The 21,144-nt window shown below is 68.6% G+C and carries 20 protein-coding genes and 1 riboswitch; of the genes, 6 read left to right on the top strand and 14 right to left on the bottom strand.

Annotated elements, in window-relative coordinates; translation table 11 throughout:
• The first annotated feature begins 93 nt into the window (after positions 1 to 93).
• Positions 94 to 765, top strand: coding sequence for an aspartate/glutamate racemase family protein (locus tag ASG92_RS05340; protein ID WP_056625622.1), 672 nt, complete (start codon positions 94 to 96; stop codon positions 763 to 765).
• On the opposite strand, the gene ASG92_RS05335 is transcribed toward ASG92_RS05340, so the two are convergent.
• Entirely contained in the window at positions 753 to 3,341 is a 2,589-nt protein-coding gene (locus ASG92_RS05335) for an AMP-binding protein (RefSeq protein ID WP_056625493.1), read from the bottom strand. The two genes, ASG92_RS05340 and ASG92_RS05335, sit on opposite strands and share 13 nt — an antisense overlap.
• Positions 3,342 to 3,417: 76 nt before the next feature.
• Here ASG92_RS05335 and ASG92_RS05330 point away from each other — a divergent pair, with 76 nt between their 5' ends.
• Positions 3,418 to 3,723 carry a DUF1905 domain-containing protein gene (locus tag ASG92_RS05330; RefSeq protein ID WP_056625619.1) on the top strand — a complete coding sequence of 102 codons (306 nt, stop codon included), beginning with the start codon at positions 3,418 to 3,420 and terminating at the stop codon, positions 3,721 to 3,723.
• Between the two features lie 30 nt (positions 3,724 to 3,753).
• On the opposite strand, the gene ASG92_RS05325 is transcribed toward ASG92_RS05330, so the two are convergent.
• From ASG92_RS05325 to ASG92_RS05315, 3 genes are read right to left on the bottom strand one after another with little or no spacing between them, the layout of a single operon-like run.
• Positions 3,754 to 4,962, bottom strand: a complete 1,209-nt coding sequence (locus ASG92_RS05325; protein WP_056625490.1) for an O-succinylhomoserine sulfhydrylase — start codon at positions 4,960 to 4,962, stop codon at positions 3,754 to 3,756.
• Complete coding sequence (locus ASG92_RS05320) at positions 4,963 to 5,373, bottom strand: rhodanese-like domain-containing protein (RefSeq protein WP_056625487.1); 411 nt, start codon at positions 5,371 to 5,373, stop codon at positions 4,963 to 4,965.
• Positions 5,370 to 5,678: a DUF1737 domain-containing protein gene (locus tag ASG92_RS05315; RefSeq protein ID WP_056625484.1), complete on the bottom strand. Its 309-nt coding sequence runs from the start codon at positions 5,676 to 5,678 to the stop codon at positions 5,370 to 5,372. Before ASG92_RS05315 ends, ASG92_RS05320 begins: the two co-directional genes overlap by 4 nt.
• 13 nt (positions 5,679 to 5,691) lie before the next feature.
• A riboswitch (SAM riboswitch) is annotated at positions 5,692 to 5,807 on the bottom strand.
• 187 nt (positions 5,808 to 5,994) lie between these two features.
• On the opposite strand from ASG92_RS05315, the gene ASG92_RS05310 reads away from it, so the two are divergent.
• The 3 genes from ASG92_RS05310 to ASG92_RS05300 are packed head-to-tail and all read left to right on the top strand — an operon-like array spanning position 5,995 to position 9,996.
• Positions 5,995 to 7,290, top strand: coding sequence for an NtaA/DmoA family FMN-dependent monooxygenase (locus ASG92_RS05310; RefSeq protein WP_056625481.1), 1,296 nt, complete (start codon positions 5,995 to 5,997; stop codon positions 7,288 to 7,290).
• Positions 7,291 to 7,294: 4 nt separating this feature from the next.
• Positions 7,295 to 8,950 carry an aromatic amino acid ammonia-lyase gene (locus ASG92_RS05305; RefSeq protein WP_056625479.1) on the top strand — a complete coding sequence of 552 codons (1,656 nt, stop codon included), beginning with the start codon at positions 7,295 to 7,297 and terminating at the stop codon, positions 8,948 to 8,950.
• A complete protein-coding gene (locus ASG92_RS05300) occupies positions 8,947 to 9,996 on the top strand; it encodes a cysteine synthase family protein (protein ID WP_157372109.1) in 1,050 nt (349 codons plus the stop codon). Before ASG92_RS05305 ends, ASG92_RS05300 begins: the two co-directional genes overlap by 4 nt.
• 55 nt (positions 9,997 to 10,051) lie before the next feature.
• On the opposite strand, the gene ASG92_RS05295 is transcribed toward ASG92_RS05300, so the two are convergent.
• The 6 genes from ASG92_RS05295 to ASG92_RS05275 all read right to left on the bottom strand — a co-directional run bounded on the left by ASG92_RS05295 (position 10,052) and on the right by ASG92_RS05275 (position 14,992).
• A complete protein-coding gene (locus ASG92_RS05295; protein WP_056625472.1) occupies positions 10,052 to 11,143 on the bottom strand; it encodes an EAL domain-containing protein in 1,092 nt (363 codons plus the stop codon).
• 199 nt (positions 11,144 to 11,342) lie between these two features.
• The gene (locus ASG92_RS05290; RefSeq protein WP_346762978.1) at positions 11,343 to 12,800 is read right to left on the bottom strand and encodes an FAD-dependent oxidoreductase; all 1,458 of its coding nucleotides are present in this window, start codon (positions 12,798 to 12,800) and stop codon (positions 11,343 to 11,345) included.
• A gap of 127 nt (positions 12,801 to 12,927) precedes the next feature.
• A complete protein-coding gene (locus ASG92_RS30245; RefSeq protein ID WP_277308055.1) occupies positions 12,928 to 13,053 on the bottom strand; it encodes a hypothetical protein in 126 nt (41 codons plus the stop codon).
• A gap of 174 nt (positions 13,054 to 13,227) precedes the next feature.
• Entirely contained in the window at positions 13,228 to 13,509 is a 282-nt protein-coding gene (locus ASG92_RS29145; RefSeq protein ID WP_056625470.1) for an alpha/beta hydrolase, read from the bottom strand.
• Positions 13,510 to 13,535: 26 nt separating this feature from the next.
• Complete coding sequence (locus ASG92_RS29140) at positions 13,536 to 14,045, bottom strand: alpha/beta hydrolase (protein WP_056625467.1); 510 nt, start codon at positions 14,043 to 14,045, stop codon at positions 13,536 to 13,538.
• A gap of 14 nt (positions 14,046 to 14,059) precedes the next feature.
• Positions 14,060 to 14,992: an aminodeoxychorismate lyase gene (locus ASG92_RS05275; RefSeq protein WP_056625465.1), complete on the bottom strand. Its 933-nt coding sequence runs from the start codon at positions 14,990 to 14,992 to the stop codon at positions 14,060 to 14,062.
• A 93-nt stretch (positions 14,993 to 15,085) separates the two neighbouring features.
• Here ASG92_RS05275 and cls point away from each other — a divergent pair, with 93 nt between their 5' ends.
• Positions 15,086 to 16,573, top strand: a complete 1,488-nt coding sequence (cls, locus tag ASG92_RS05270; protein ID WP_240987014.1) for a cardiolipin synthase — start codon at positions 15,086 to 15,088, stop codon at positions 16,571 to 16,573.
• Between the two features lie 8 nt (positions 16,574 to 16,581).
• On the opposite strand, the gene ASG92_RS05265 is transcribed toward cls, so the two are convergent.
• The 4 genes from ASG92_RS05265 to ASG92_RS05250 all read right to left on the bottom strand — a co-directional run bounded on the left by ASG92_RS05265 (position 16,582) and on the right by ASG92_RS05250 (position 21,028).
• Positions 16,582 to 18,738: a chorismate-binding protein gene (locus ASG92_RS05265; protein ID WP_056625459.1), complete on the bottom strand. Its 2,157-nt coding sequence runs from the start codon at positions 18,736 to 18,738 to the stop codon at positions 16,582 to 16,584.
• Complete coding sequence (locus ASG92_RS05260; protein ID WP_056625455.1) at positions 18,735 to 19,307, bottom strand: low molecular weight protein-tyrosine-phosphatase; 573 nt, start codon at positions 19,305 to 19,307, stop codon at positions 18,735 to 18,737. The genes ASG92_RS05265 and ASG92_RS05260 overlap by 4 nt, the downstream gene beginning before the upstream one ends.
• Before the next feature lie 117 nt (positions 19,308 to 19,424).
• Positions 19,425 to 20,048, bottom strand: a complete 624-nt coding sequence (locus ASG92_RS05255; RefSeq protein ID WP_056625616.1) for a LysE family transporter — start codon at positions 20,046 to 20,048, stop codon at positions 19,425 to 19,427.
• Positions 20,049 to 20,212: 164 nt separating this feature from the next.
• Positions 20,213 to 21,028 (bottom strand): class I SAM-dependent methyltransferase, encoded by an 816-nt coding sequence (locus tag ASG92_RS05250; RefSeq protein WP_056625452.1) that lies wholly within the window; start codon positions 21,026 to 21,028, stop codon positions 20,213 to 20,215.
• Positions 21,029 to 21,144 lie beyond the last annotated feature (116 nt).

Genomic DNA, 21,144 nt, shown 5'->3' with positions numbered 1-21,144 from the left:
GGGATGTTTCCGATGGTCATTCGGCGGTAAACCGGCCGAAATATTGGCTGGCTACTCTGGAACCAAATGATCCGCTCGGGGAAGGCATGGACCATGCGCGTAGGTATCATCCGGGTTTTGACGACGACGGACCGGCGTCTGCTGAACTCCCACGGAAGGCTGCTGCAGGAAACCTTTGGCTTCGACGTGACGTCGCGGTGCGTCCCGGACCAGCCGTCCGGGGTCTACAACGGGGAGTCGCTGCGGCGCGCCGTTCCGAAGGTCGTGGAACTGGCGCTCGAAATGGCCGTCGATGCTGATGCCCTGATCGTCAGCTGCGCCGCCGATCCGGGCCTGGCCGAGGTGCGCGGCCTCGTGAACATTCCGGTGATAGGCGCTGGTTCCGCGGCGGCTGCTGCCGCGCTCACGTTCGGAGGGCGCGTGGGTGTGCTCGGCCTCAAGCACTCGGTGCCGGGCCCGATCTCCGACGCCCTGGGCGAGCGGATGCTGTTGATCGACGGCCCGGAGAGCGTGGAGACCCCCGAGGGGTTCCTCATGCCGACGGGGATCTTCGACGCCCTGGCCGCCGCCCACATGCTGGTGGACGCCGGCGCGGACGTCATCGTGGAGGCAAGCACCGGGCTGACGAGCATCGGCATGGCGGACGTTCTGCGGAGCAGGCTCGGGATTCCGGTCATCGACCCGGTCATGGCTGCCGGGTCCATGCTGGTCTCGGCCGTGGCATCGCGTGGCCTGCCGGCGCCCCGGGAGCTTCAGGCAGTCTGAGGCCGGATGCCGCCGGAACGTTCCCGCCGTCGGCCAATCTTCCACCGGCTCACTGTTCCCATCACCCGCATGCACAGCGCCCAGTAGCCAATGCCTGCGGCAAGCGATCCCGCCACGGCCAGCGCGGGGCTGATCCCGGCCAGCGGCGGGTAGACCACCCAATGGACCAGGTATGCGTAGAGCGAGGCGCTGGCCAGCAGCACGGTCAGGCGGCCGAAGACCCTCGGCACCGGCAGCGTCGGTAGCCAGATGAGCAGCAGGATCCCCGCGACCACCGTCAGTTCCCGGGCGGCGTTCTCGAAGAACCCCGGAACCGTCACGGCGGCGAGGGCAGACACGAGGCACCGCTGGGCCACGGTCCGGGACCGCGCGACGGCCCAGCCCAGGGCGAAGAGCCACAGGGCGGGCGCGGTGTGCGGCACGCCGGGATCGACCAGGTCGTAGCGGGTGAGCAGCCCCGCTCCGGTGATGGCGAGCGGGAAGAGCAGCGGGAAGCGCCGCTCGGCGCGGTGCAGCCAGGGAATCGCGAGCAGGGCGGTCATGCCCACGAGCAGGTAGACAAGCACCTCAATGAACCAGAAGTGCCACTGGGTGGTCACCGCCTCAGGCCCGATGACGGCGTTGAGCAGCACGACGTTGGCGAGGCTGTATCTGTCGGTGATCAGGTAGGCGAACGCGATGAACGCCATGCTGGGGACCACCACCCTGGCCAGGCTGGCAAGCTGCCGCCGGAGCCTCGGGAGCCGTTCCCCGGAGAGCTGGAAGCGGGCGAAATTGTATCCGGCCACCGCCATGAGCACGTGGGCGGTGCCCTGCCAGCTGAAGAACCCGACGTGCGTGCTGACGATCAGCACGATCGACACGGCCCGCAGCACGATGCTCGTTTCGAGCGGTGCGAAGAAGCGCCGCATCCTGCGCGCCGGCACGTCCCGCCTGCGCGGTTCCAGGTCCCGGACGGGGGTGACGTGCCAGTCCGGCGGGAGGTGGCCGAGGGCCTGTTCCAGCCGCACGGACGCCGCCACATAGGACAGCGAGTCCCCGCCCAGCGAGACGAACGTGTCGCCGTCCGCGATGTCCGTGAGCTCCAGCGTGTCCCGGAAGATCCTGCGGACGTTGTCAGGCCCGGCGGCAGTCGCCGAAGAGCTGTCCGCCGACGGGCGGTCCGCCGGCTGAGGGCCGGACACCTCAGGGCCGGACGTGCTGTTTCCGGACAGCGCAAGGACCGCCGGATAGTCCAGTTTGCCGGTGGCCATGCGGGGGAGATGCTCGACGGCGTGCAGCTCAAGGGCCGCCCGCGGCAGCCCGATTCCCTGCGCGAGGACCTTGCCCAGCAGCTGCGTGTCGTGGTCGCCTTCGACGGCGACGACGACGCCCTGGTCGGTGCCGGCGCTCGCCGCCTGCACGCCAAGGTCGGCCAGGATCCGTTCCACCTGCCCGAGGTCGACCCGTAGCCCCACGATCTTGACGAACCGGCTGCGCCGGCCCACCACCTCGTAGACGCCGGCGGGATGCCTCCGGGCGAGGTCGCCCGTGCGGAGTTCGCTGATGGTCCTGCCCGCGGCGAGGTCCGCCGGGCGGTCGGCGTAGCCGAGCATGACGTTGGGGCCCGTGTATACCAGTTCGCCGTGCTCCAGGCCGGGCGCGGGGTCGATGCGGAACGCTCCGCCGGGCACGGGAATGCCGATGGTTCCGGGCACGGTGGCTGCCAGATCGGGCGGCAGGTACGCCATCCGCGCCGTGGCCTCGGTCTGGCCGTACATCACAAAGAGTTCCCAGCCGCGCCGGCGCCCGAGCCCGGCGTAGCTTTGCACCATCTCGGGTGCGAGCCGGCCGCCGGCCTGGGTCACATAGCGCAGGCTGGGGAGTTCCATGTCCGCGAATCCCACCCGTTCCAGCAGCTCAAAGGTGTAGGGGACGGCCGCGAATGCCGTTGCCCCGCGGCTGCGGAACAGTTCCCAGAAGCACGGATCAACAACGGAGAGGTCGGTGAGGACCAGACCGGCCCCGCGGAGCAGGTGGCTGTTGATCACCGACAGCCCGTAGCAGTAGGACATCGGCAGGGTCGTGGCCGCGCGGTCATCCGGGCCAATGTCCAGGTACTCGGCGATGGACTCGGCGTTGGACTGCAGGTTGGCGTGGGACAGGCGCACCAGCTTGGGGGATCCCGTGGAGCCGGAGGTGCTGAGCATGAGCGCAAGGTCGGGATGCAGCTCGTGCCGGGTGCCGGGACGGCGCTCCTCCAGCACAGCCTGCCCGTTCCCGGAGCGCAGAATGACGTCGGGGTCGTAGGCCGCCACGATGGAGTTCAGGGCGGCGGGTTTGTCCTCCGGGACGAGGATCAGCGGGTGGCCGGAGACCAGGGCCGCCAGATAGGCAACCAGGGAGTCGACGTCGTTGGCGGCGGCCAGCGCCACCAGGCGCCGCTCGGTGCCGAGCCGGAGCGCGAGGGCGTCGACGCGGTCGGCAAGTTCCCGGTAGGTCAGGGCGAAGTCGTCGGCAAGGATGGCGGGCCTGTCCCCGTGGCTCGCAAGATCCGAGGCAAAGGACACCCGCTCGAAATCAAGCTGTGTGGTCACCCGGGAGATTTTATTAGTTAAGGCTTACCTAAGTAAAACCGACCGGCCCGGTGTTACGCCGTGCCATACTCATTTCGTGACGACGTCGTATGCGTTCCGGGCCGAATTGTGGCTCTACCCGGGGGACTCCGGCTGGCACTTCCTCACTCTGCCGGAGGACCTCGCCGACGACATCCGCGAGGAGTCGGCCGCCTTCCGGAGGGGCTTCGGCTCGGTGAAAGTCACGGCCTCGATTGCCGGCCACCAGTGGCAGACGTCCCTGTTCCCCGAGAGCAGGAGCCGGTCCTACGTGCTCCCGGTCAAGAAGGCCATCAGGACCGCGGCACGCATCAGCGCCGGCGATGAGGTGGAGGTCGTATTGTCCCTCCAACATGACGGCTGACAGCCACCCCGAACAATCAGCCCGGAAACATCAGATCTGCTTGAGCGCCTGTTCCAGGTCCCCGATCAGGTCCTCGGCGTCCTCGAGCCCCACGGACAGGCGCACCACGCCGTCGCTGAGACCGATGGCCGCACGGCCTTCCGGGCCCATGGCGCGGTGCGTCGTGGTGGCGGGGTGGGTGATGAGGGACTTGGCGTCCCCCAGGTTGTTGGAGATGTCGATGATCTTCAGGGCATCCAGCAGCGCAAAGGCGGCGTCCTTGCCCGACTGGCCGGCCGTCGTCGCGAGTTCCAGGGTGAGCACGGTGCCGCCGGCCTTCATCTGCTTCGCGGCCAGCTCGTACTGCGGGTGGGACTTCAGCAGCGGATACTTGACCCAGCTGACGGCGGGCTGGTTCTCAAGCCATTCGGCGAGGCGCAGTGCCGTGGCCGACGAGTGGTTCACGCGCAGGGCCATGGTTTCCAGGCCCTTGGTGAGCACCCAGGCGTTGAACGCAGACAGGGCCGGCCCCGTGTGGCGCATGAGCTGCCTGACCGGCCCGTCGATAAATTCCTTGGTGCCCAGGATGGCCCCGCCCAAGACCCGGCCCTGGCCGTCGATGTGCTTGGTGCCGGAGTAGACGATCACGTCCGCGCCGAGCTCGCCGCAGCGCTGCAGCAGCGGGGTGGCAAAGACGTTGTCGACGACGACAGTGGCCCCCGCGGCATGTGCCAGTTCGCTGACCGCGGCGATGTCCACGATCTCCTGCATGGGGTTCGACGGCGACTCGAAGAAGACCGCCGTGGTGGGCACCGACAGGGCCTCGCGCCACTGCTCCAGGTCCGGTCCGTCAACGAACACCGTCTCCACGCCCCAGCGCGGCAGGATCTCGTTGAGGATCACGAAGCAGGAACCGAACAGGGAACGGGCGGCAACCACGCGGTCCCCGGCGGCGAGCAGCGCGCCGAGGGCGGTGAACACGGCGGACATGCCGGACGCCGTCGCGAAGCACGCCTCGGTGCCCTCGAGCAGGCGCAGCCGCTCCTGGAAGGTGGCCACGGACGGGTTGCCGTAGCGGGAGTAGACAAAGCGTTCGTCCTCGCCGGTGAAGGCACGCTCGGCGGCGGCAGCGGATTCGTAGACGAACCCGGAGTTCAGGAACACGGGCTCCGTGGTTTCCTGGAAGTTGGTGCGGTCCAGCCCGCCGCGGACGGCCTGGGTCTCCGGGCTCCAGCCTGCGGCGTCTTGATTGAAGGTCACTTAGTTCTTTCCCAGGTTCGTTGGCAGGCCGCGGTTCTTCCAGCCGTTGACGGTGCGCTCGCCGTAGCGGTCGGGCTCCCCCTCGAAGCCCTCGAGGACGTTGTAGGCGGTGAAGCCCGCCTGCGTGGCGGCAATGGCGGCCGCAATGGACCGCTGGCCCGAGCGGCACAGGAACACGAGCTCCACGCTGGTGTCCTCCGGGGCCTGCTGCTTCAGCTGCTCGATGAAGTCGCGGTTGGGGATGCCGCCGGGGAAGGTCCACTGGATGAACAGCGGGTCATTCTCCGTGGCCTTGGTGTCCGGAATGCCGATGTGCGCCCACTCGCCCTCGGTGCGGACGTCCACCAGGATGGCGCCCTCCTCCAGCTTGGCCCACGCATCCGGCGGGGTCAGGTCTCCGGCGTAGCTCATGCGTGCCCCTCGAATGCTTCGGCGTTGAGGTCTTCGTCCGAGTCCAGCCGGTCCACGGCGGTGGCCACGGCGGCGTCGGCGCTGGCGATCGCGGCGGGCAGGACGAGGGCCTGCGCCACGATCACATTGATGCCGTTGTACGCGGCGGCGGGGCTGCCGTGAAGCACGTATCCCTCGGCCAGGGCTGTGGAGATGCGCTCACAGAAGGCGCGGTCGTCCGGTCCCGTGATCAGGCGGTAGGACAGTTTTTCCTCAGGCTTGTCCTGCTGGGTCGGCAGGGTTACGCCGGCGGGGGCGTCCGTCATAACGGATCTCCTTCTCTCACGCTTGCAGCTCGAAGTGGTCGATATGCCGAGTATTCACCTGAGGCACCCCGCCGCGAAAGGGAGGGTTGCCGACCGGCCAGTCAGGGCTTGGCGCCGGTTCTCATTACTCCCCAAAAACGTAACACCGACGACGGCGGCGCGCACCGCCGTCGTCGTCATGTTGCGTAACGCTGGGGCCGCGGAAGTCCGGTTGCATGGGCGCCGCCCGGGGGGATAATGACGGGAGATGAACCACCGTAACGCCGGATGAAACCAGGCAGCAGTGAACGAGTCGAGCGGCAATACAGTCAGTCCCATGCTGCACTTTGGATGGTTTGTGGGCCATGGCTTCGGAGTCCAGGGATGGGGGACGCCGGGCTACGGGATCGGTTACGACTGGAAGAAACCCGCGCTGTACCAGCATGCCGTGCGGGAGTTCGAGCGGGCGGGCCTGGACCTGTTCATCATCGAGGATTCGCTCACCGTCCCGGACACGTACGGCGGCAGCGCGCAGGTGAGCCTGGCCCAGGCGTCCTTCGCCCCGAAGCATGATCCGCTCGCCCTGGTGCCGTACCTGCTGTCCGCCACGGAGCACCTGGGGATCGTGCCCACGGTCAGCGCGTCCTTCTACCCGCCGTTCACCGCGGCCCGGCTCCTGGCCACTCTGCAGCACTTCTCCAACGGGCAGCTCGGCTGGAACGTGGTGACCTCGGGCAGTGACCTCGCCGCGCAGAACTACGGCCTGGACCAGCAGATCGAACACGACCTCCGGTACGAGAAGGCGGAGGAATTTGTGCACGTGGTGCGCAAGCTGTGGCGCAGCTGGGAGCCGGACGCCATCGTGGAGGACGCGGAAGCGGGCGTCTTTGCTGACCACACCAAGGTCCGGCCCATCCACCACAGCGGCGAGTTCTTCAAGGTCCGCGGCCCGCTGAACACGGCACCGCTGCCGGAGGAGCCCGTGCTGGTGCAGGCCGGCGCCTCCCCGCGCGGCAAGGCGTTCGCCGGAGGAAACGCGGACGTGGCGATCGCCCTGGCCCGCGGCGCCGACGGCATGAAGGCCTACCGCGATTCGATCCGGGCCGAGGCAACCGCGGCCGGGCGGAACGCCGACGACGTCAAGGTCCTCTTCGTTTTCAAGCCCACTGTGGTGGGATCCCGGGCCGAGGCTGATGAGCTCTGGGAGCAGCGCCGCCAGCTCACGCAGCGGGACATCGACAGCCAGCTGAACTCCATCTCCTACCTTTCCGTGATCGACTTCAAACAGTTCGACCTGGACGAGCCCCTCCCGGAGCTCACCACCAACAGCAACCAGGGCACGCTGGACCACTTCGCCAAGGCAGGTCCGCCCGGTTCCACGCTGCGCCAGCTCCTGCAGGCCAGGAGCGGCGGCGCCGGCGACAGCATCATCGGCACGGCCGAGGAAATCGCCGACTACCTGGAGGAGACCGGGGCGGCGGTGGGCGGGGACGGCTTCCTGTTCTCCGGATTCGTGGACCCCGCCACCGTGCACGGCGTGCTGGACAAGCTGGCGCCGGTGCTGCGCCGCCGGGGGCTGCTGCGGACAAGCTACGGCGACGGCGGGTTCCGCCGGAACCTGCTGGACTTCTAGCGCCATGGACGGGGCCAGAGCATCCGAGGGCCGCCAGCCGGGCGCCCGGCGGGGCGCCTTCCTGATCGGCACGGCGCACATCCGGGCGGAGGAAGTGGCCAGGGCCGCGGCAGATCCGGCGGTCGAGGTTGTCCTGAGCGCCGAGGCCCTCGAACTGGTGGGGCTGTCCCGCGACGTGGTCCAGGCAGCCATCGACTCCGGTCACAAGGTGTACGGACTCAACACCCTGCTCGGCTCCGGCCGGGACACCGCCGTCGAGGAAGAGTCCATCCTCGACTACCAGATCCAGGTGATCCGGTACCACCACAGCGGAGTGGGAGCGCTGCTCGCCCCCGACGAGGTGCGCGCCGTGATCCTGGCCAGGCTCATCGGCTTCACCCGCGGCGGTTCCGGAGTCCGCCCGGACACGGCCAGGTTCTATGCCGAACTGCTCAACAGGGGAGTGGTTCCGGCCATTCCGCGCGACGGGTCCGTGGGATCGTCGGACCTGACCCAGCTGGCGGCCGTGGCCGCCGTCGCCATCGGGGAAGGGCAGGTGCTCGCGGCGGACGGCACCCTCGTGGCCGGTGCCGAGGCGCTCGCCCGGGCAGGGCTGGAACCGCTGGTCCTGGCGCCGGGCGAGGCCCTCGCTGTCGTCAGCGCCAACGCGTACTCCATCGGCGCCGGCGCGCTCGAACTCGGCCGGCTCCTGCAGCTTGCCGACCTCGCGGACACCGCGCTCGCGTTGTCGCTGGAGGCAACCGCACGGTACGACGGCGGCGGGAACCTCAGCCCGTTTTCGCCGGCGGTGCAGGCGGCCAAGGCCGTGGACGGCCAGAGGGTCTCCGCCGCCAAGGTCCGGCACCTGCTGCGGGGCGGCTGGCTGGAGGATCCCCGGCGCGACGTGTCGGTGCAGGACGCCCTGTCCTTCCGGGCCGCGCCCCAGACGCACGGCGCCTTCAGGGCCCAGGTCACGGCGCTCGCCGACGCCCTGGAGGTGGAGCTCAACGGCCGCGGCGACAACCCGCTGACGGACCTGGCGTCCGGCCGGATGGTCTCCGGCGGGAACTTCCAGCCGATGCAGCTGGCCCTGGCCTTCGAGGCGCTGCGGCTGGGACTGGCGCACGTGGGGATCAGCAGCGAGCGGCGGATCGCGAAGCTCTATCCGCCGCAGCGGCTCATCCGGCAGCTCAACCTGGAGGCCGCGCGAAGCGGCACTCCGCTGGCGTCCGAGGACCTCCCGGGCCTGCTCTGGTATTCGGCCGCGGGGCTCCTGGCCGAGCTGAAGTTCCTCGCTGCCCCTGCCACGCTCGGCGCCCCGACCCTTTCCGCCGACGTGGAGGACCACTCCACCCTGGCACCGCTTGCCCTCCAGCAGCTGGAACGGGCCGTGGAAGCCGCAGACAAGCTGCTCACCATCGAGGCGCTGACGGCCGCGTACCTCCTGGCCGAGGCGCAGGGCGCGGAAGCTGGGAGAAGCGTGCCCGCCGCCGAGGTGAGGCCGCTCGGGAAGGGGGCCGGCGCCGTCGTCGACCGCCTCTCCGTGCTGCTGGCGGACCAGCTGCCGGCGGCGGTGCTGGTGGACAAGGCCCGGAACGAGCTGCGGGAACTGCTCGCCGGGCTGCCGGAGCTGCGCACGCCCGCCCCGGGCGAGGAATACGATGCGGGAGGAGAGGCATGAGCACCGTGACGGGCAGGCACCGGCCACCCAGGCATGCGGGGCCAGCGGTAGACCTTGTGGCCGACGCCGGGGCTGTCCTGGCGCAGGTGGGCAACACGCCCCTGGTACCGCTGGAGGTGCTCAGCCGGGGGCTGGGCAGCACGGTTTTCGTGAAGCTGGAATCGGAGAATCCGGGTGGCTCCATCAAGGACCGGACCGCGCTGAGCATGGTCCGTGCGGCCGAGCGCAGCGGGCAACTGCAGCCCGGGGGAACCATCGTGGAGAGCACGTCCGGGAACACCGGGATCGGGCTGGCGCTGATCGGGGCGCTGACGGGCCATCCGGTGGTGGTGGTGACCGGCGACTCCATTTCCTCCGAAAAGCTGGAACTTCTGCAGCGCTACGGTGCCCGTGTGGTGTTCACGGACTGGACCGCGCCCTCGGATTCACCGGCCAATGCGAGGGCCGTGGCTGCGCGCATCACCGCGGAAACGCCGGGTGCATGGCGGCCGCTGCAGTTCGACAACCCCGCCAATCCGCAGGCGCACTACGAGGGGACCGCGCCGGAGATCTGGGAGCAGACGGCAGGGAGGGTGACGCACTTCGTGGCGGGGGTGGGAACCGGCGGCACCATCACGGGCAATGGGCGGTACCTGAAGGAGAAATCGGCCGGGCATGTGGAGGTGATCGGCGCGGACCCGTACGGCTCGGTCTACAGCGGCGGGCACCCGGGCCAGATCCTGGTGGACGGCGTGGGCAATTCCTGGCCCAAGCCGGACTGGCCCAAGGTCTTTGACCGCAGCCTGCTGGACCGGTTCCTGCGGATCCCCAACGACGAGGTGTACACCACCGTGCACCGGCTTCTCAACGAGGAGGGGCTGTCCCTTGGGCCGTCGTCCGGGTTGACGGTGGCTGCGGCACTCCGGGTGGCGCGGGCGGCGCCGCACGGTTCCGTGGTGGTGGCCATAGCCCCCGACACGGGCAGCAATTACCTGAGCAAGGCCTTCAACCCGGAGTGGCTGGCGGACAACCACATCCGCCTCGCCACGGACTTGGCGGAGGACTGATCCTTCCGGTCTTCCGGACTTCCGACGCCTGCCGGCCTTCCGTTGCCTGCCGGCGTCAGGAACCGCTCGGGGCCGCTTCGCTTTCCGAGCGCTTCCAGGCGTTCCAGTCCAGCGGATGGACGGAGGGGCGGCCCAGGAGATAACCCTGCGCGGCTACCATCCCGAGTTCGGTCGCTGCAGCCAGTTCCGCCTGGGTTTCGACGCCCTGCGCGGCGAGATCTGCGCCGATGTGCCGGGCGAGCTCAACCATCGCGGCGGCCCGCAGCCGCTGCCACTCGGAGCTTTCGATTCCGTCAATGAAGGGGCGGCCCAGCTTGATGATGTCCGGGTGGAGTTCCAGCACCTGGTCCATCGAGGTGAAGCCGGCGCCGGCTCCGTCCACGGCGATCCGCAGTCCTCGCCCGCGGAGCGGTGCAAGGGAGGCCGTCAGCGAAGCGTACTGGTTGGCGGGGACGTGGCCGTTCAGCTCGATGACGATCCTGTCCACGGCCAGTTGGGAATGCTCGAGCAATCCCTGGATCCGGGGATCCATGCAGGTGGCGGGAGTCAGGTTCAGGGCGATGAACAGGTGCTCCGGGACAGCCTGGGCCGCGGTGAGGGCACGGTGGAGGGCGGCGATTTCAAGGTCGGCGCCGAGGCCCACGGACTGGGCTTCGGTGAACCAGTGGTCAGCGCTGGCGCCGTCATCACTGACGAACCGGGTGAGGGCTTCGACGCCGATCACGTGCCCGGCCGGAAGCTGGCGGACGGGCTGGAAGGCCGTCATGAGCATCTTGTCGCCGAGGACGGCTTCAATCCGGTTCCTGCTGCGCCTGGTAAAGGGAACGGGGGCGGGCGCCTCCACTGGCTGCTCGGCCTGGTTGCCCTGCGTGCCGTCATCCTGGGCGTTCGTCACTGCGGTGGTGGCGGTGAGGTGTTCCAGCAGCGCCTGCTCAGGGCTGTCCGGATGCGCCTCCACGAGCTCGCGCAACTGTACCCGGGTCCATTGACTCTCCGGATCGGAGTCGGCCAACAGCTCGTCGATGATTCCTTGCGCCTGCCAGCGCACAGTCATGTCACCCACATCCCCCGGCAGTTCTGCCTGGGCCCCCAGACCCTTGGGTAGTGAGTTTGTCAATGCAGGAAGGGAGGTCTCGTCCCTAGACATCGGCTATTCCTTTATAGGTTCACGATTCCGGCTGAGCCCGGAACCGGGCCACTCCGCCGCTTCGCCGCGAGGCGCTGACGGTATGGCCGTGGTAGGAGCATACAACGGGAAAGACTGCGATGTCTCTTATTTGTGCACTGCGCCACACTTCTTCCGCCGGGCCTTCGGCGGCAAGCGGGCACCGGGTGTACCCGGCCGGCTAGGGCAGGGGCCTGGGCGGGAGGTTCTTCGTGGCCGGACCCTGGATGACGGTGCCATCGGTGGCAAAGCGGGAACCGTGGCAGGGGCAGTCCCAGCTCACGTCGGCCGCGTTGAACCCGACGGTGCAGCCCAGATGCGTACAGATGGCCGAGACCGCTTCCATTTGCCCGCCCGGGCGGGCGTAGACGGCTGTTGGCTCTCCGTCCACTTCGATGACCTTGCCTTCACCCGGAGCGGGGCGGGCGGGGCCGGCTCCGGGCACCGGTTGGCTGGGCCCCGGTTGGCCGGGCGCATGGGATGGCGGCGCCGTGCCGGTGGGAGCGGGGGCGACGGCGTCCATGGCCGGGACGGCCCGGTTGCTGTCGAACACTGCAGCCCACGCGCTATGGCGGCCGCAAAGGGTGTCCGTGAGAATGAGCGCCGCGGCGGTGCCGTTGGTCAGGCCCCACTTCCGCAGGCCGGTGATCACGTGGACGTGGCGGGCCTCCGGCGACATGAGCCCGACGTACGGCAGCCCGTCCACGGGCATGGCGTCCTGCGTTGACCAGCGGAATGCCGTCTCTCCGGCGCCGAGGCGGTCCCGGGCGAAGGCGGCGAGCCGGCCGTACCGCTCGGCGGCGTCGCCGACGTCGGACGCCCGGTGGCCCTCACCTCCGGGGAGCACGTAGCTGGTTCCGTCCACATCGACAGTCAGGATGGAGCGCATCGGCTCGTCAACGCTGATGAACGAGGAGTTCCTGAACGCGTCATCGAGCCGTGGCCCGGTGGCCAGGCTGGCGGTGAGGTAGGAGCGGTGCGGATAACAGCGGGCGTCGAACGCGCCCCGGTCGCCAAACGGCACATTCGTGGCCACGATGACGTCCCGCGCCCGGACGGAGCCCCGCTCGGTGGTGACCACGGCCGGTGACCCGTCCCGAAGCGAGACCGCAGGCGACTCCTCGAACACGAAGCTGCCGTCCCCATGGACTGCGCCCGCCAGGCCCTGCAGGTACCTCACCGAGTGGATCTGTGCCTGGCCGTCGAAGCGGACAGCGCCTTTGACGGGAAAGGGCAACGGGGCATCGGACGTGAAGGCGGACGGCAGGCCGAGGCTGGCAGCAAGGGCGGCTTCGTCGCGCACGCGGACCAGGGCGTCGTCGGTCTCGGCGTAGGTGTAGTTGGCCACGCGGCGGAAGCCGCAGTCGAGCCCCTCCCCGGAAACGGTGCGTGCAATGTGTTCGATCGCGGCCTGGTTGGCTCGCCCGTAGGTGCGGGCGGCATCGTCTCCGTGGCTGCCGGCGAGTTCCGTGTAGGCGAGGCGGTGCAGTGACGTGACTTTGCCGGTGGTGTGTCCGGTGACTCCCGTGCCGACCCGTGCGGCCTCGACCACCGCAACCGTCTGGCCGGCGCGTTTGAGGGCCAACGCCGCCGTAAGTCCGGCGATGCCGCCGCCGATGACGGCAACGTCGACGTCAATGTCGGCATCCAGGGCGGCATAGGCGGTGGAGCCGGCGGTGGCTACCCAGAGGGAAAGAGGCTTACCCCGGGCTGCTGACTTACAGGCCGGTCACTCACGGCCCGCCCTCCGCCGGCTACCGGGCGCGTTACCGGGAGTAGGACATGTCCGGTTCACTGCCGCCGTCCTCCTGGACCCACGCCATGAAATCCGCCAGGGACATGAAGCAGTAGTAGTCGCAATACCGCAGGTTCTGCTTGTCCGCTTTGCTCATGACAGTAATTCGTCACGGGCGGCAGCAAGGATGGCGGCCGAATACCGGCACAGCCGTTCAACGGTGAGCCGCCACGATCAGCCCGGCAAGGAAAACCAGGGTTATCCAGTCCATGTGAGCTCCTCCTGTGCCAGACGATACCTCTAAGGCGTCCGGGAAGGAACGGGCTCGAAGTTATGCGTTGGCCGGGCGCGCGCGGCGGATCGGAAACATCGTCTGCGGCGGCCCGGCGGTACCCAGGAACTTGAGGATAAGGGCGTTGACTGCGTCCGGCTGCTCGAGTGGAAGCGCGTGCGATGCGCCCGGTACGACGGCCAGTTGGCCCTCAGGCAGCGCTTCGTAGAGGGCGACGGTATGGGACAGAGAGACGAGGTCGTCGTCGCCGGACACCACGAGCACGGGACTGCTGATGTGCGCGACGTCGGCGGCGGTGAGCGTCGGCTCTGCAGCGAACATCGCAAAACTCTTGCCGAAGACCTCACTCAGATGCCCCGGCCCGTCAGGGGAGCGTTCGATGTATGCCTTGCCCAGTTCCTGCGCCATCGGCGAATCGGGATCCATCTCCACGGGGACCATGCCGTCGAGTGGAAGTTGGTCCCGATGACCACCAGCTTCCGCACCAGATCGGGCCGCTGCAGGGCGACGAGCAGGGCGATGACCCCGCCGTCGCTCCACCCCACCAGGTGGGCCGCCCCGTCCACCACTTTTTCCAGCACCCCGATGGTTTCGGCTGCCATGCCGGCGTAGTGGAAGTCGGCGTCGGTGTCCGCCGTATAGCCGTGGCCCCGGCGGTCGAAGGCGACAACGCGGTAGCTTTTGGAGAGGCCCCGCCCGATGCTGTTGAGCAGTTCGTCACTGTTGCTGAGGCCACCATGCAGCAGCAGGAGCGGCGTGCCGGAACCACCGCGGTCTTCGACCCACGTGGGTGCCCGTCGATTTCCACTGTGCTGGCCATGGTTCGCTATTTTCCTCCAGGCCGGCCGGCACCACAACGGCCCGCGGGCGTTTATTCGATCCCGGCAAACAGCTCGTTGAGCTCGGCCGTCAGCTGCTTCCGGAGGGCCGGCGTGCCGATCTCTTTCCCGTCGATGTGGTTGACCGGCGCCAGCGTCCGGATGCTGGAAATCAGCCACACGGCGTCGGCGTCGAACAGGTCCCGGGGTTCCAGCGGGCCGTAGCCCAGCTCCCATCCGGCCGCCTTGGCTGCGGCGAACAGGGCGCCCTGTGAGGTGCCGGCGAGGATGCCGCTGTCCAGCTGCGGGGTGATGAGCCGCTTGACCGTTGCGCCGCCGTCGCCCGTTTCGACGTGGGCCAGCAGAACGGTCGACGTCGGGCCCTCCAGCACGCGGCCGTCGGACGAGGTGAAGATGACGTCGTCAGCGCCCTGCTTGTGCGCGTGGCGCAGGGCCGCCATGTTCACCGCGTACGACAGCGTCTTGGCGCCGAGCAGCAGCCACGGAGCGCGTTCGGCAACATCGCTGTCGTAACCGCGGTCCAGGAGGATGACGTCGACGCCCGCTTCGCGCTGCCGCCGGCCGGCCGCCCCGACGGCGGACACCTGCACCCAGCACGTGGGGGAGAAGGCACCCTCCACACCGCGGGTCACCAGGAGCTTCACCACGGCCTCGTCCTCATCGGGGGAGGACGCCGGGTTGTCTGAACGGAAAGCGGCGACGCCCGTTTCGATGGCCCGCCGCCACACATCCTGCCCGGGGATTTCAAGGTCCAGGGCCCGCGCGGAGCCGCCCAGGCGGTCCAGGTGCGCCTGGACCTTCCGGGTCCGGCCGGCCACGGCGAGCATGGACTCGAAAACGCCGTCGCCGCGCGTGGCGCCCTGGTCGGTTGCCATCAGCTGCGGCTGCGTGGGGTCGGCTATCCGGCCGTATTCGTAGTCCGGGTCGAGGAATACCAGCACGGTGGCGGCGGCAGGAGAAGTCATGCCTCCAGCTTAGTGCGGACCGCGCCCGATAGGCTGGGCAGGTCCGCGCCTTCCGGAATGGCTCCGAGGGCAAGAAATATCGGGGGTTCGCCTGTGTTGTGGCCATTTCCGCTCGCCGGAACGCTACCGTCCTGGTTGATTTTCCTGCTGAGCGCCGCCGACTTCATCATCCGGATCCTCGCAGTGGGCATCATCCCCGGCAACCGCCGGCCCACCACCGCCATGGCCTGGCTGCTGGGCATCTTCTTCGTGCCGTCCGTCGGCCTGATCCTGTTCCTGCTCTTCGGCAACTTCCGCCTTTCCCGGCGCCGCGTGGAGCAGCAGCAGCTGGTCAGCGAAAGGGTGCGGGCCCGCACGTCGGTGCTGTCCGACGTCGGAAGTGAATACCCGGGGCCCGAATGGGTGAAGTCCGCCGCCGAACTCAACCGCCGGCTGGGGTCCATTCCCATGGTGGACGGCAACTCCGTGGAGCTGATCCCCGGGTACCCGGACTCCATCGCGGCCATGACCGAGGCCGTCCGGAACGCCAAACGGTTCGTCAACGCCGAGTTCTACATCATGAGCACGGACCACGTGACGGATGAACTGTTCACGGCGCTGGAAGAGGCCGCCGACCGCGGCGTTGAAGTGCGCGTGCTGTTTGACCACATCGGCACCCTCCGGATCAAGGGCTACCGCAGGCTCCTCGAGCGCCTCAGGGCCAGCCGGATCCAGTGGCGGCGGATGCTCCCGCTGCTGCCTATCCACGGCCAGTGGCGCCGGCCGGACCTGCGGAACCACCGCAAGATCATGGTGATTGACGGCGACGTGGCGTTCACCGGATCGCAGAACCTGATCGAGCCGTCCTACAACAACCCCAAGCACCGCAAGGTGGGGCGCGAATGGGTGGAACTGATGGCCCGGCTGCGCGGCCCCATCGTGCCGACGCTCAACGTGGTCTTCGCCACCGACTGGCTCAGCGAGACGGACGAATCCCTGGAAGCGCAGCTCGAGGCCCAGCTGCAGCTTCCCGCCGAGTCCGCCCCGGGCAATGTCACGGCGCAGGTGGTACCCAGCGGCCCCGGGTTCAGCACGGAAAACAACCTCCGCCTGTTCAACACGCTCATCTACTCCGCCCAGCACCGGATCTCCATCTGCAGCCCGTACTTCGTCCCGGATGACTCCCTGCTCTATGCGATCACCACCGCGGCGCAGCGGGGCGTCGACGTCGAACTCTTCGTTTCCGAAAAGGGCGACCAGTTCCTGGTCCACCACGCGCAGCAGTCGTACTACAAGGCGCTGCTGGAGGCGGGCGTGAAGATCTACCTCTATAAGGCGCCGTTCGTGCTGCATGCAAAGCACTTCACCATTGACGACGAAGTGGCCGTCCTCGGTTCGAGCAACATGGACATGCGCTCCTTCTCGCTGAACATGGAGGTCTCGGTGATGCTCCTGGGCACGCAGATCGTGGACAGCATGCGCGCGGTGGAGGACACCTACCGGGACATCTCCCATGAGCTGAGACTCGACGCCTGGATGCGCCGGCCGCTCGCGGCGAGGTACGTGGACAACGTCGCGCGGCTCACGGCGACGGTGCAGTAGACGCCGGCTCAGCTGCGGGGGAATTCCGAGCCCAGCGCGGACAGTACGCCGAAGGCTTTGGTGCGGATTTCCTCGTATTCCTCCTTGGGCGCCGAATCCGCCGTGATCGCGCCGCCGACGCCGAGACTGAGTGTCGCCCGCCGCCCCTCTTCGGCGCCGGTTCCGTGGGCGTCGGCGGCCACCCAGTCGTCGCCGCCGTCCGACTGGATTACCAGGGTACGGATGGCCACTGCAAGGTCCGTGGCCCCGTTGAGCGAAAAGTATCCGATCGCCCCGGAATAGACACCGCGCGGGCCGTCCTCCAGCCGGTCGAGGATGGCCATGGTGCTGATTTTCGGCGCGCCCGTCATGGAGCCGGCGGGGAAGCACGCGGCCACGGCCTCGGCCCGCGGCGACCCCGGCAGAAGGGTTGCATCGATGGTGCTCACGAGCTGGTGGACCGTTGCGTAGCTTTCGATTTCGCACAGCCTGCTGACGGTCACCGAGCCCGGCTCGGCAAAGTGGCTCAGATCGTTCCGAAGCAGATCCACGATCATGATGTTCTCGGCCCGGTCCTTCAACGAGGTCTCCAGGTCGCGCCGCAGCGCCGCGTCGAGCTCCGGGTCGGCAGCCCGGCGCCGGGTGCCCTTGATCGGCTCGGCGCGCATGCCGCCGTCGGACGCTATCCGCAGGAAACGCTCCGGCGACGTGCTGGCCACCGTGAGGCCGCCGAAGCGCAGGAAGCTCGCGAACGGTGCCGGGTTCCGCCTCCGCAGCGCCAGGTACGTCGGCCAGGGATCGAGGCCGGCGGCGGGCATCTCGGCCGTGAGGGTGGTGGTGAGGCAGACCTCGTAGGTGTTTCCCTCGGCGATCTCGTGCTGGGCCTCGGCGATCTTGCGCTTGTAGCCGGCCTCGGTATCGCGGCTGGTGAACGCCGGCACCGCCTGACCCGCGACGCCGTTGCTGCCGCCGGCGGGGTTGCCGGTGCCCGCCTCCCCGCCGGTGCCGGCTTCGTTGCCGGCCGCACGCTCAGTGGCCGTTTGGCCGGCCGCGGTTACGGCGGCGCGGGCGTCGGCGAGCCAGTCGGCCGCATCCGGCGCGTCAAGGGCAAGCAGCCAGGCGGCGCCTTCGGCGTGGTCCAGGACCACTGCCCGCCCGGCGAATATCAGGGCCGAATCAGGCGTATCCGAGGCGATGTCGGATCCGCCGGTTTCGCGCTTGAGCTCATAGCCGAGGTACCCGAGCCAGCCCAGGGTGAAGTCACACGGATAGTTCTCCGGGCCACGGACCGCTTTCCGGCCCCAGACGGTCTCCAGCCAGCGGAAGAACGTGCCGGACACCTCGGCCGTGGCGCAGCCAGCTGTAATCCGGTTGGTCCCCGAACGGTGCCGGACCGACTGGCCGAACGTGCCGCCGTCGTCCGCGAGGATGCTGAAGCGGCTGCGCTCCGCGGCGGGAGTCCCCTCCCCGTCGGCGGGCGGAACGAAGGACGAATCCAGCCAGACCGCATTCGCTGAGTCGCCGTACAGCGACCCGAAGAGGGCGGCCGCGTCCGGGCGGCCCTCGATGCGCTCGGCCAGGAGCCGGAGGCCACGGCGCGCGGAGAGCTCCGGAACCAGCACGGTGGCGAGGGCCGGGAGGTAGGTGAGCGCCTGCAGGACATCAGCCGGGGCGGCGTCGTCGGCGCGGTTCAGGACCCGGATATCCGCGTGCTCCCGCACGTTGTCCGAGGCAAGGAGCTCCGATTCCTGGGCGGCCCACAGGTCCCAGTAGGGCTCATAGGTGTCGCCGTCGCGCTCGAGGGCACGGGTGCGGCGTTCGTTTTCCGGCGAATCGGCCCAGATGACGGCGTCCAGGAGGGGCCTGGCCGCGGCAGCCGCAGCCCCCACGCCTTCCACGATCACGATCTCGGCGGGCAGCGTGACCCGGGCATCGCCGTCGTAATGCCGTGCCCAATCCCAGCTGACCCACGTTGCCGGTTCGCCGCGCCGCAGGGGCGCCAGCACCGTGGTCACATAGCGTTCAACGCCTGCGGCGAGCCCGTTCCAGCCCGGGTAGATGTCCTCCAGATGAAACAGGGAGACCTTGTGGTGGTTCCGCAGCCGTGCCGCCAGTTCGATGGCCAACGTGGTTTTGCCTGCGCCGGACCGCCCGTCAATGGCGATGATCACAGGAGCGGGGGTCATGAAATAGAGCGTACCTGCTCGCTGTTCTGAAGCTGGAGCGGGGCGTCTTCCTCTGACGCTGCAGCGATGGCCGAACGGACATACCGGACGATTCCCGGCACCGACGCCTGGACCTGGTTCCACACGGCATCAAAGTCCGCATGCCCGCCATACCAGGGGTCTTCGATGCCCTGCTCCAGGGGATCCTTCGATTCGAGGGCGGGGTCGAAGCTGCGCAACATGCGGATCTTCGCGAGCGATTCTGCGTCCGGCGCCGACGCGCGGAGCCAGCCGTAGTGGTCCACGTCCAGGGCGAGAATCAGGTGGCGCTCGGTAAACCATTCGGCGCGCCATTCCCTGGCGGTGTGACGGTCCGAGGCGAGGTTGTTGGCGGTCAGTTTCCGCGCCGCCCGGGGGTCGATGGGGCGCCCTGCCTCGTAGGCCGTGGTGCCGGCGGAGTCGACCACGACGTCCCCGGCCAGCCCCGCCGCGGCGAAGGCCTCGGTGAGCATCAGCTCGGCCATGGGGGACCGGCAGATGTTGCCGGTGCAGACCGCGATGATCCGGTAGGGGCTGGTCATTGAGGTCATGGTGCTAAGCATGGAGGATGAGCGTCCTCCTTGGCTAGTAAGGGCCCTTATGATCCCGGGAATCCGTAAAGTTGCCTGCTGACCGGGTCATAATTCGCGAAATTGCACTCCCCGGATCTAGTGCATGAGCGCCAGCAGGATGCCCACGGCGACGAAGAGGACGCCGAAGATCCGGTTGAGCCTGGTCTGGCCCCGGACATCGTGGGTGAAGCGTTGGAACGACTTCGCCGCCGCTGCGAAGAAGAACCACATGACGAGAATGTCGATGATGACCACCGTGGCCGTGAGGGCGAGGTACTGCGACAGCAGCGGCTGTTCCGGCCGGATGAACTGGGGCATGAAGGCCAGGAAGAACACGATCGCCTTGGGGTTGAGCAGGTTCACCCAGAGGCCGCGGCGGAACATGGACCAGGCGGGCTCGCTCCTGAGGGCGGCGGCCTTTTCCTGGTCCAGGTCCGGCTTGTGCAGGAACTGCCGGATCCCGAGGTACACCAGGTAGGCGGCCCCGGCGTAGCGGATGACGTTGAAGGCCACGGGGGACCCCGCCACGAGGACTCCGACGCCCAGCGCCACGATGACTACATGCATGATCAGCGCCGCCTGCTGGCCGAGGATTCCCCAGATGGAGCGGCGGAAGCCGGACGTCAGCGAGTTGCTCATGGTGTTGATGGCACCCGCGCCGGGGGTGAAACTGATGAGGACGCCGGCGCCCGCGAGGGCCAGCCACAGGGAGAATTGCACCAAACAAGCTTAGTGCGGTCTGCCGGCGGGTCGCTCCACGGCGATTCACCAAAAACGGCCGCCCGGACGGTGCCTTAGGCGGCCATTCTTGGTGAATCGGTGCATGGTGGGTGCCGCAGAACGCCGGGCGCACCCACGATCAGGCGCACGTTCAGGCGCTGCGTTTAGGCGCGGGCGATGACCTCGCCGTTGGGGATGAGGAACCAGCCGTCGTCCGTGGAGCCCCAGCGGTGCCACCCCGCGGAGATGCGTGTGAGGTCCGCCTCCTGCACGAACCCGTACTCGAGGGCCTGTTCGGCGAAGGCAGAGTGCAGCACGCGCTCGCCCCACACCCTGGCCTGCCAGCGCCGCTGCTGCCCGGTGGCGTAGAGCCAGTTGCTGCTCGTGGGCGCCACGTCGGTGAAGCCGGCGGCCTGCGCCCACGAGACCAGGCGGCGTCCGGCGTCGGGCTCGGCGCCGTTCCTCCGGGCGATCCGCTGGTACAGGTCCATCCACTCGTCGAGTTCGGGGATGGCGGGGTACCAGCTCATGCCGTGGAAATCGGCGTCGCGCACGGCCACGATGCCGCCCGGCTTGGCCACCCGCCGCATCTCGCGCAGCGCCTCCACGGGATCGGTCAGGTGCTGCAGGACCTGGTGGGCGTGGACGACGTCGAACGTGTCGTCCTCGAAGTCCAGATCGTAGATGTTGCCGGCCACGAACTCCACGTTCTCCACGCCGCGGTCGGCCGCCAGCTCCCGCGCGTGGGCAATCACATCCGGGGAGCGGTCCAGCCCGGTCACCTTTCCGGGGGCCACCAGGCCGGCGAAGTCGCACGTGATGCTGCCCGGCCCGCACCCAACGTCCAGCACCGAGACCCCGGGGGTGAGGTGCGGAATCACGAACGCGGCGGAGTTTTCCGCCGTCCTGGAGGCATGGGCCCGGACCACCGACTCGTGGTGGCCGTGCGTGTACACATCGTCTGGCTGCTGCGCACTCATAGGGAAACGCTACTCCTCCGCGCCCGGGATCGGCCGAAGCGAGACAGGCAGTTTTTTGTCGTTGGCCGACTGTTTCCCTGCTTCTGCCCGCCCAGGTTCTGCGGATGATTAGAGGA

The organism is Arthrobacter sp. Soil736, from assembly GCF_001428005.1.
GTDB lineage: Bacteria > Actinomycetota > Actinomycetes > Actinomycetales > Micrococcaceae > Arthrobacter.
This window is presented reverse-complemented; position numbering and strand designations above follow the sequence as displayed.

Coding starts and splice junctions, on each gene's coding strand:
- ASG92_RS05340 (WP_056625622.1), top strand. CDS start 94: ATGCGCGTAGGTATCATCCGGGTTTTGACGACGACGGACCGGCGTCTG.
- ASG92_RS05320 (WP_056625487.1), bottom strand. CDS start 5,373: ATGAGCTACGCCGGAGACCTGACCCCGCCGGATGCGTGGGCCAAGCTG.
- ASG92_RS05315 (WP_056625484.1), bottom strand. CDS start 5,678: ATGACGGACGCCCCCGCCGGCGTAACCCTGCCGACCCAGCAGGACAAG.
- ASG92_RS05310 (WP_056625481.1), top strand. CDS start 5,995: ATGCTGCACTTTGGATGGTTTGTGGGCCATGGCTTCGGAGTCCAGGGA.
- ASG92_RS05305 (WP_056625479.1), top strand. CDS start 7,295: ATGGACGGGGCCAGAGCATCCGAGGGCCGCCAGCCGGGCGCCCGGCGG.
- ASG92_RS05300 (WP_157372109.1), top strand. CDS start 8,947: ATGAGCACCGTGACGGGCAGGCACCGGCCACCCAGGCATGCGGGGCCA.
- ASG92_RS05295 (WP_056625472.1), bottom strand. CDS start 11,143: ATGTCTAGGGACGAGACCTCCCTTCCTGCATTGACAAACTCACTACCC.
- ASG92_RS30245 (WP_277308055.1), bottom strand. CDS start 13,053: ATGAGCAAAGCGGACAAGCAGAACCTGCGGTATTGCGACTACTACTGC.
- ASG92_RS29145 (WP_056625470.1), bottom strand. CDS start 13,509: ATGTTCGCTGCAGAGCCGACGCTCACCGCCGCCGACGTCGCGCACATC.
- ASG92_RS05275 (WP_056625465.1), bottom strand. CDS start 14,992: ATGACTTCTCCTGCCGCCGCCACCGTGCTGGTATTCCTCGACCCGGAC.
- ASG92_RS05265 (WP_056625459.1), bottom strand. CDS start 18,738: ATGACCCCCGCTCCTGTGATCATCGCCATTGACGGGCGGTCCGGCGCA.
- ASG92_RS05260 (WP_056625455.1), bottom strand. CDS start 19,307: ATGACCTCAATGACCAGCCCCTACCGGATCATCGCGGTCTGCACCGGC.
- ASG92_RS05250 (WP_056625452.1), bottom strand. CDS start 21,028: ATGAGTGCGCAGCAGCCAGACGATGTGTACACGCACGGCCACCACGAG.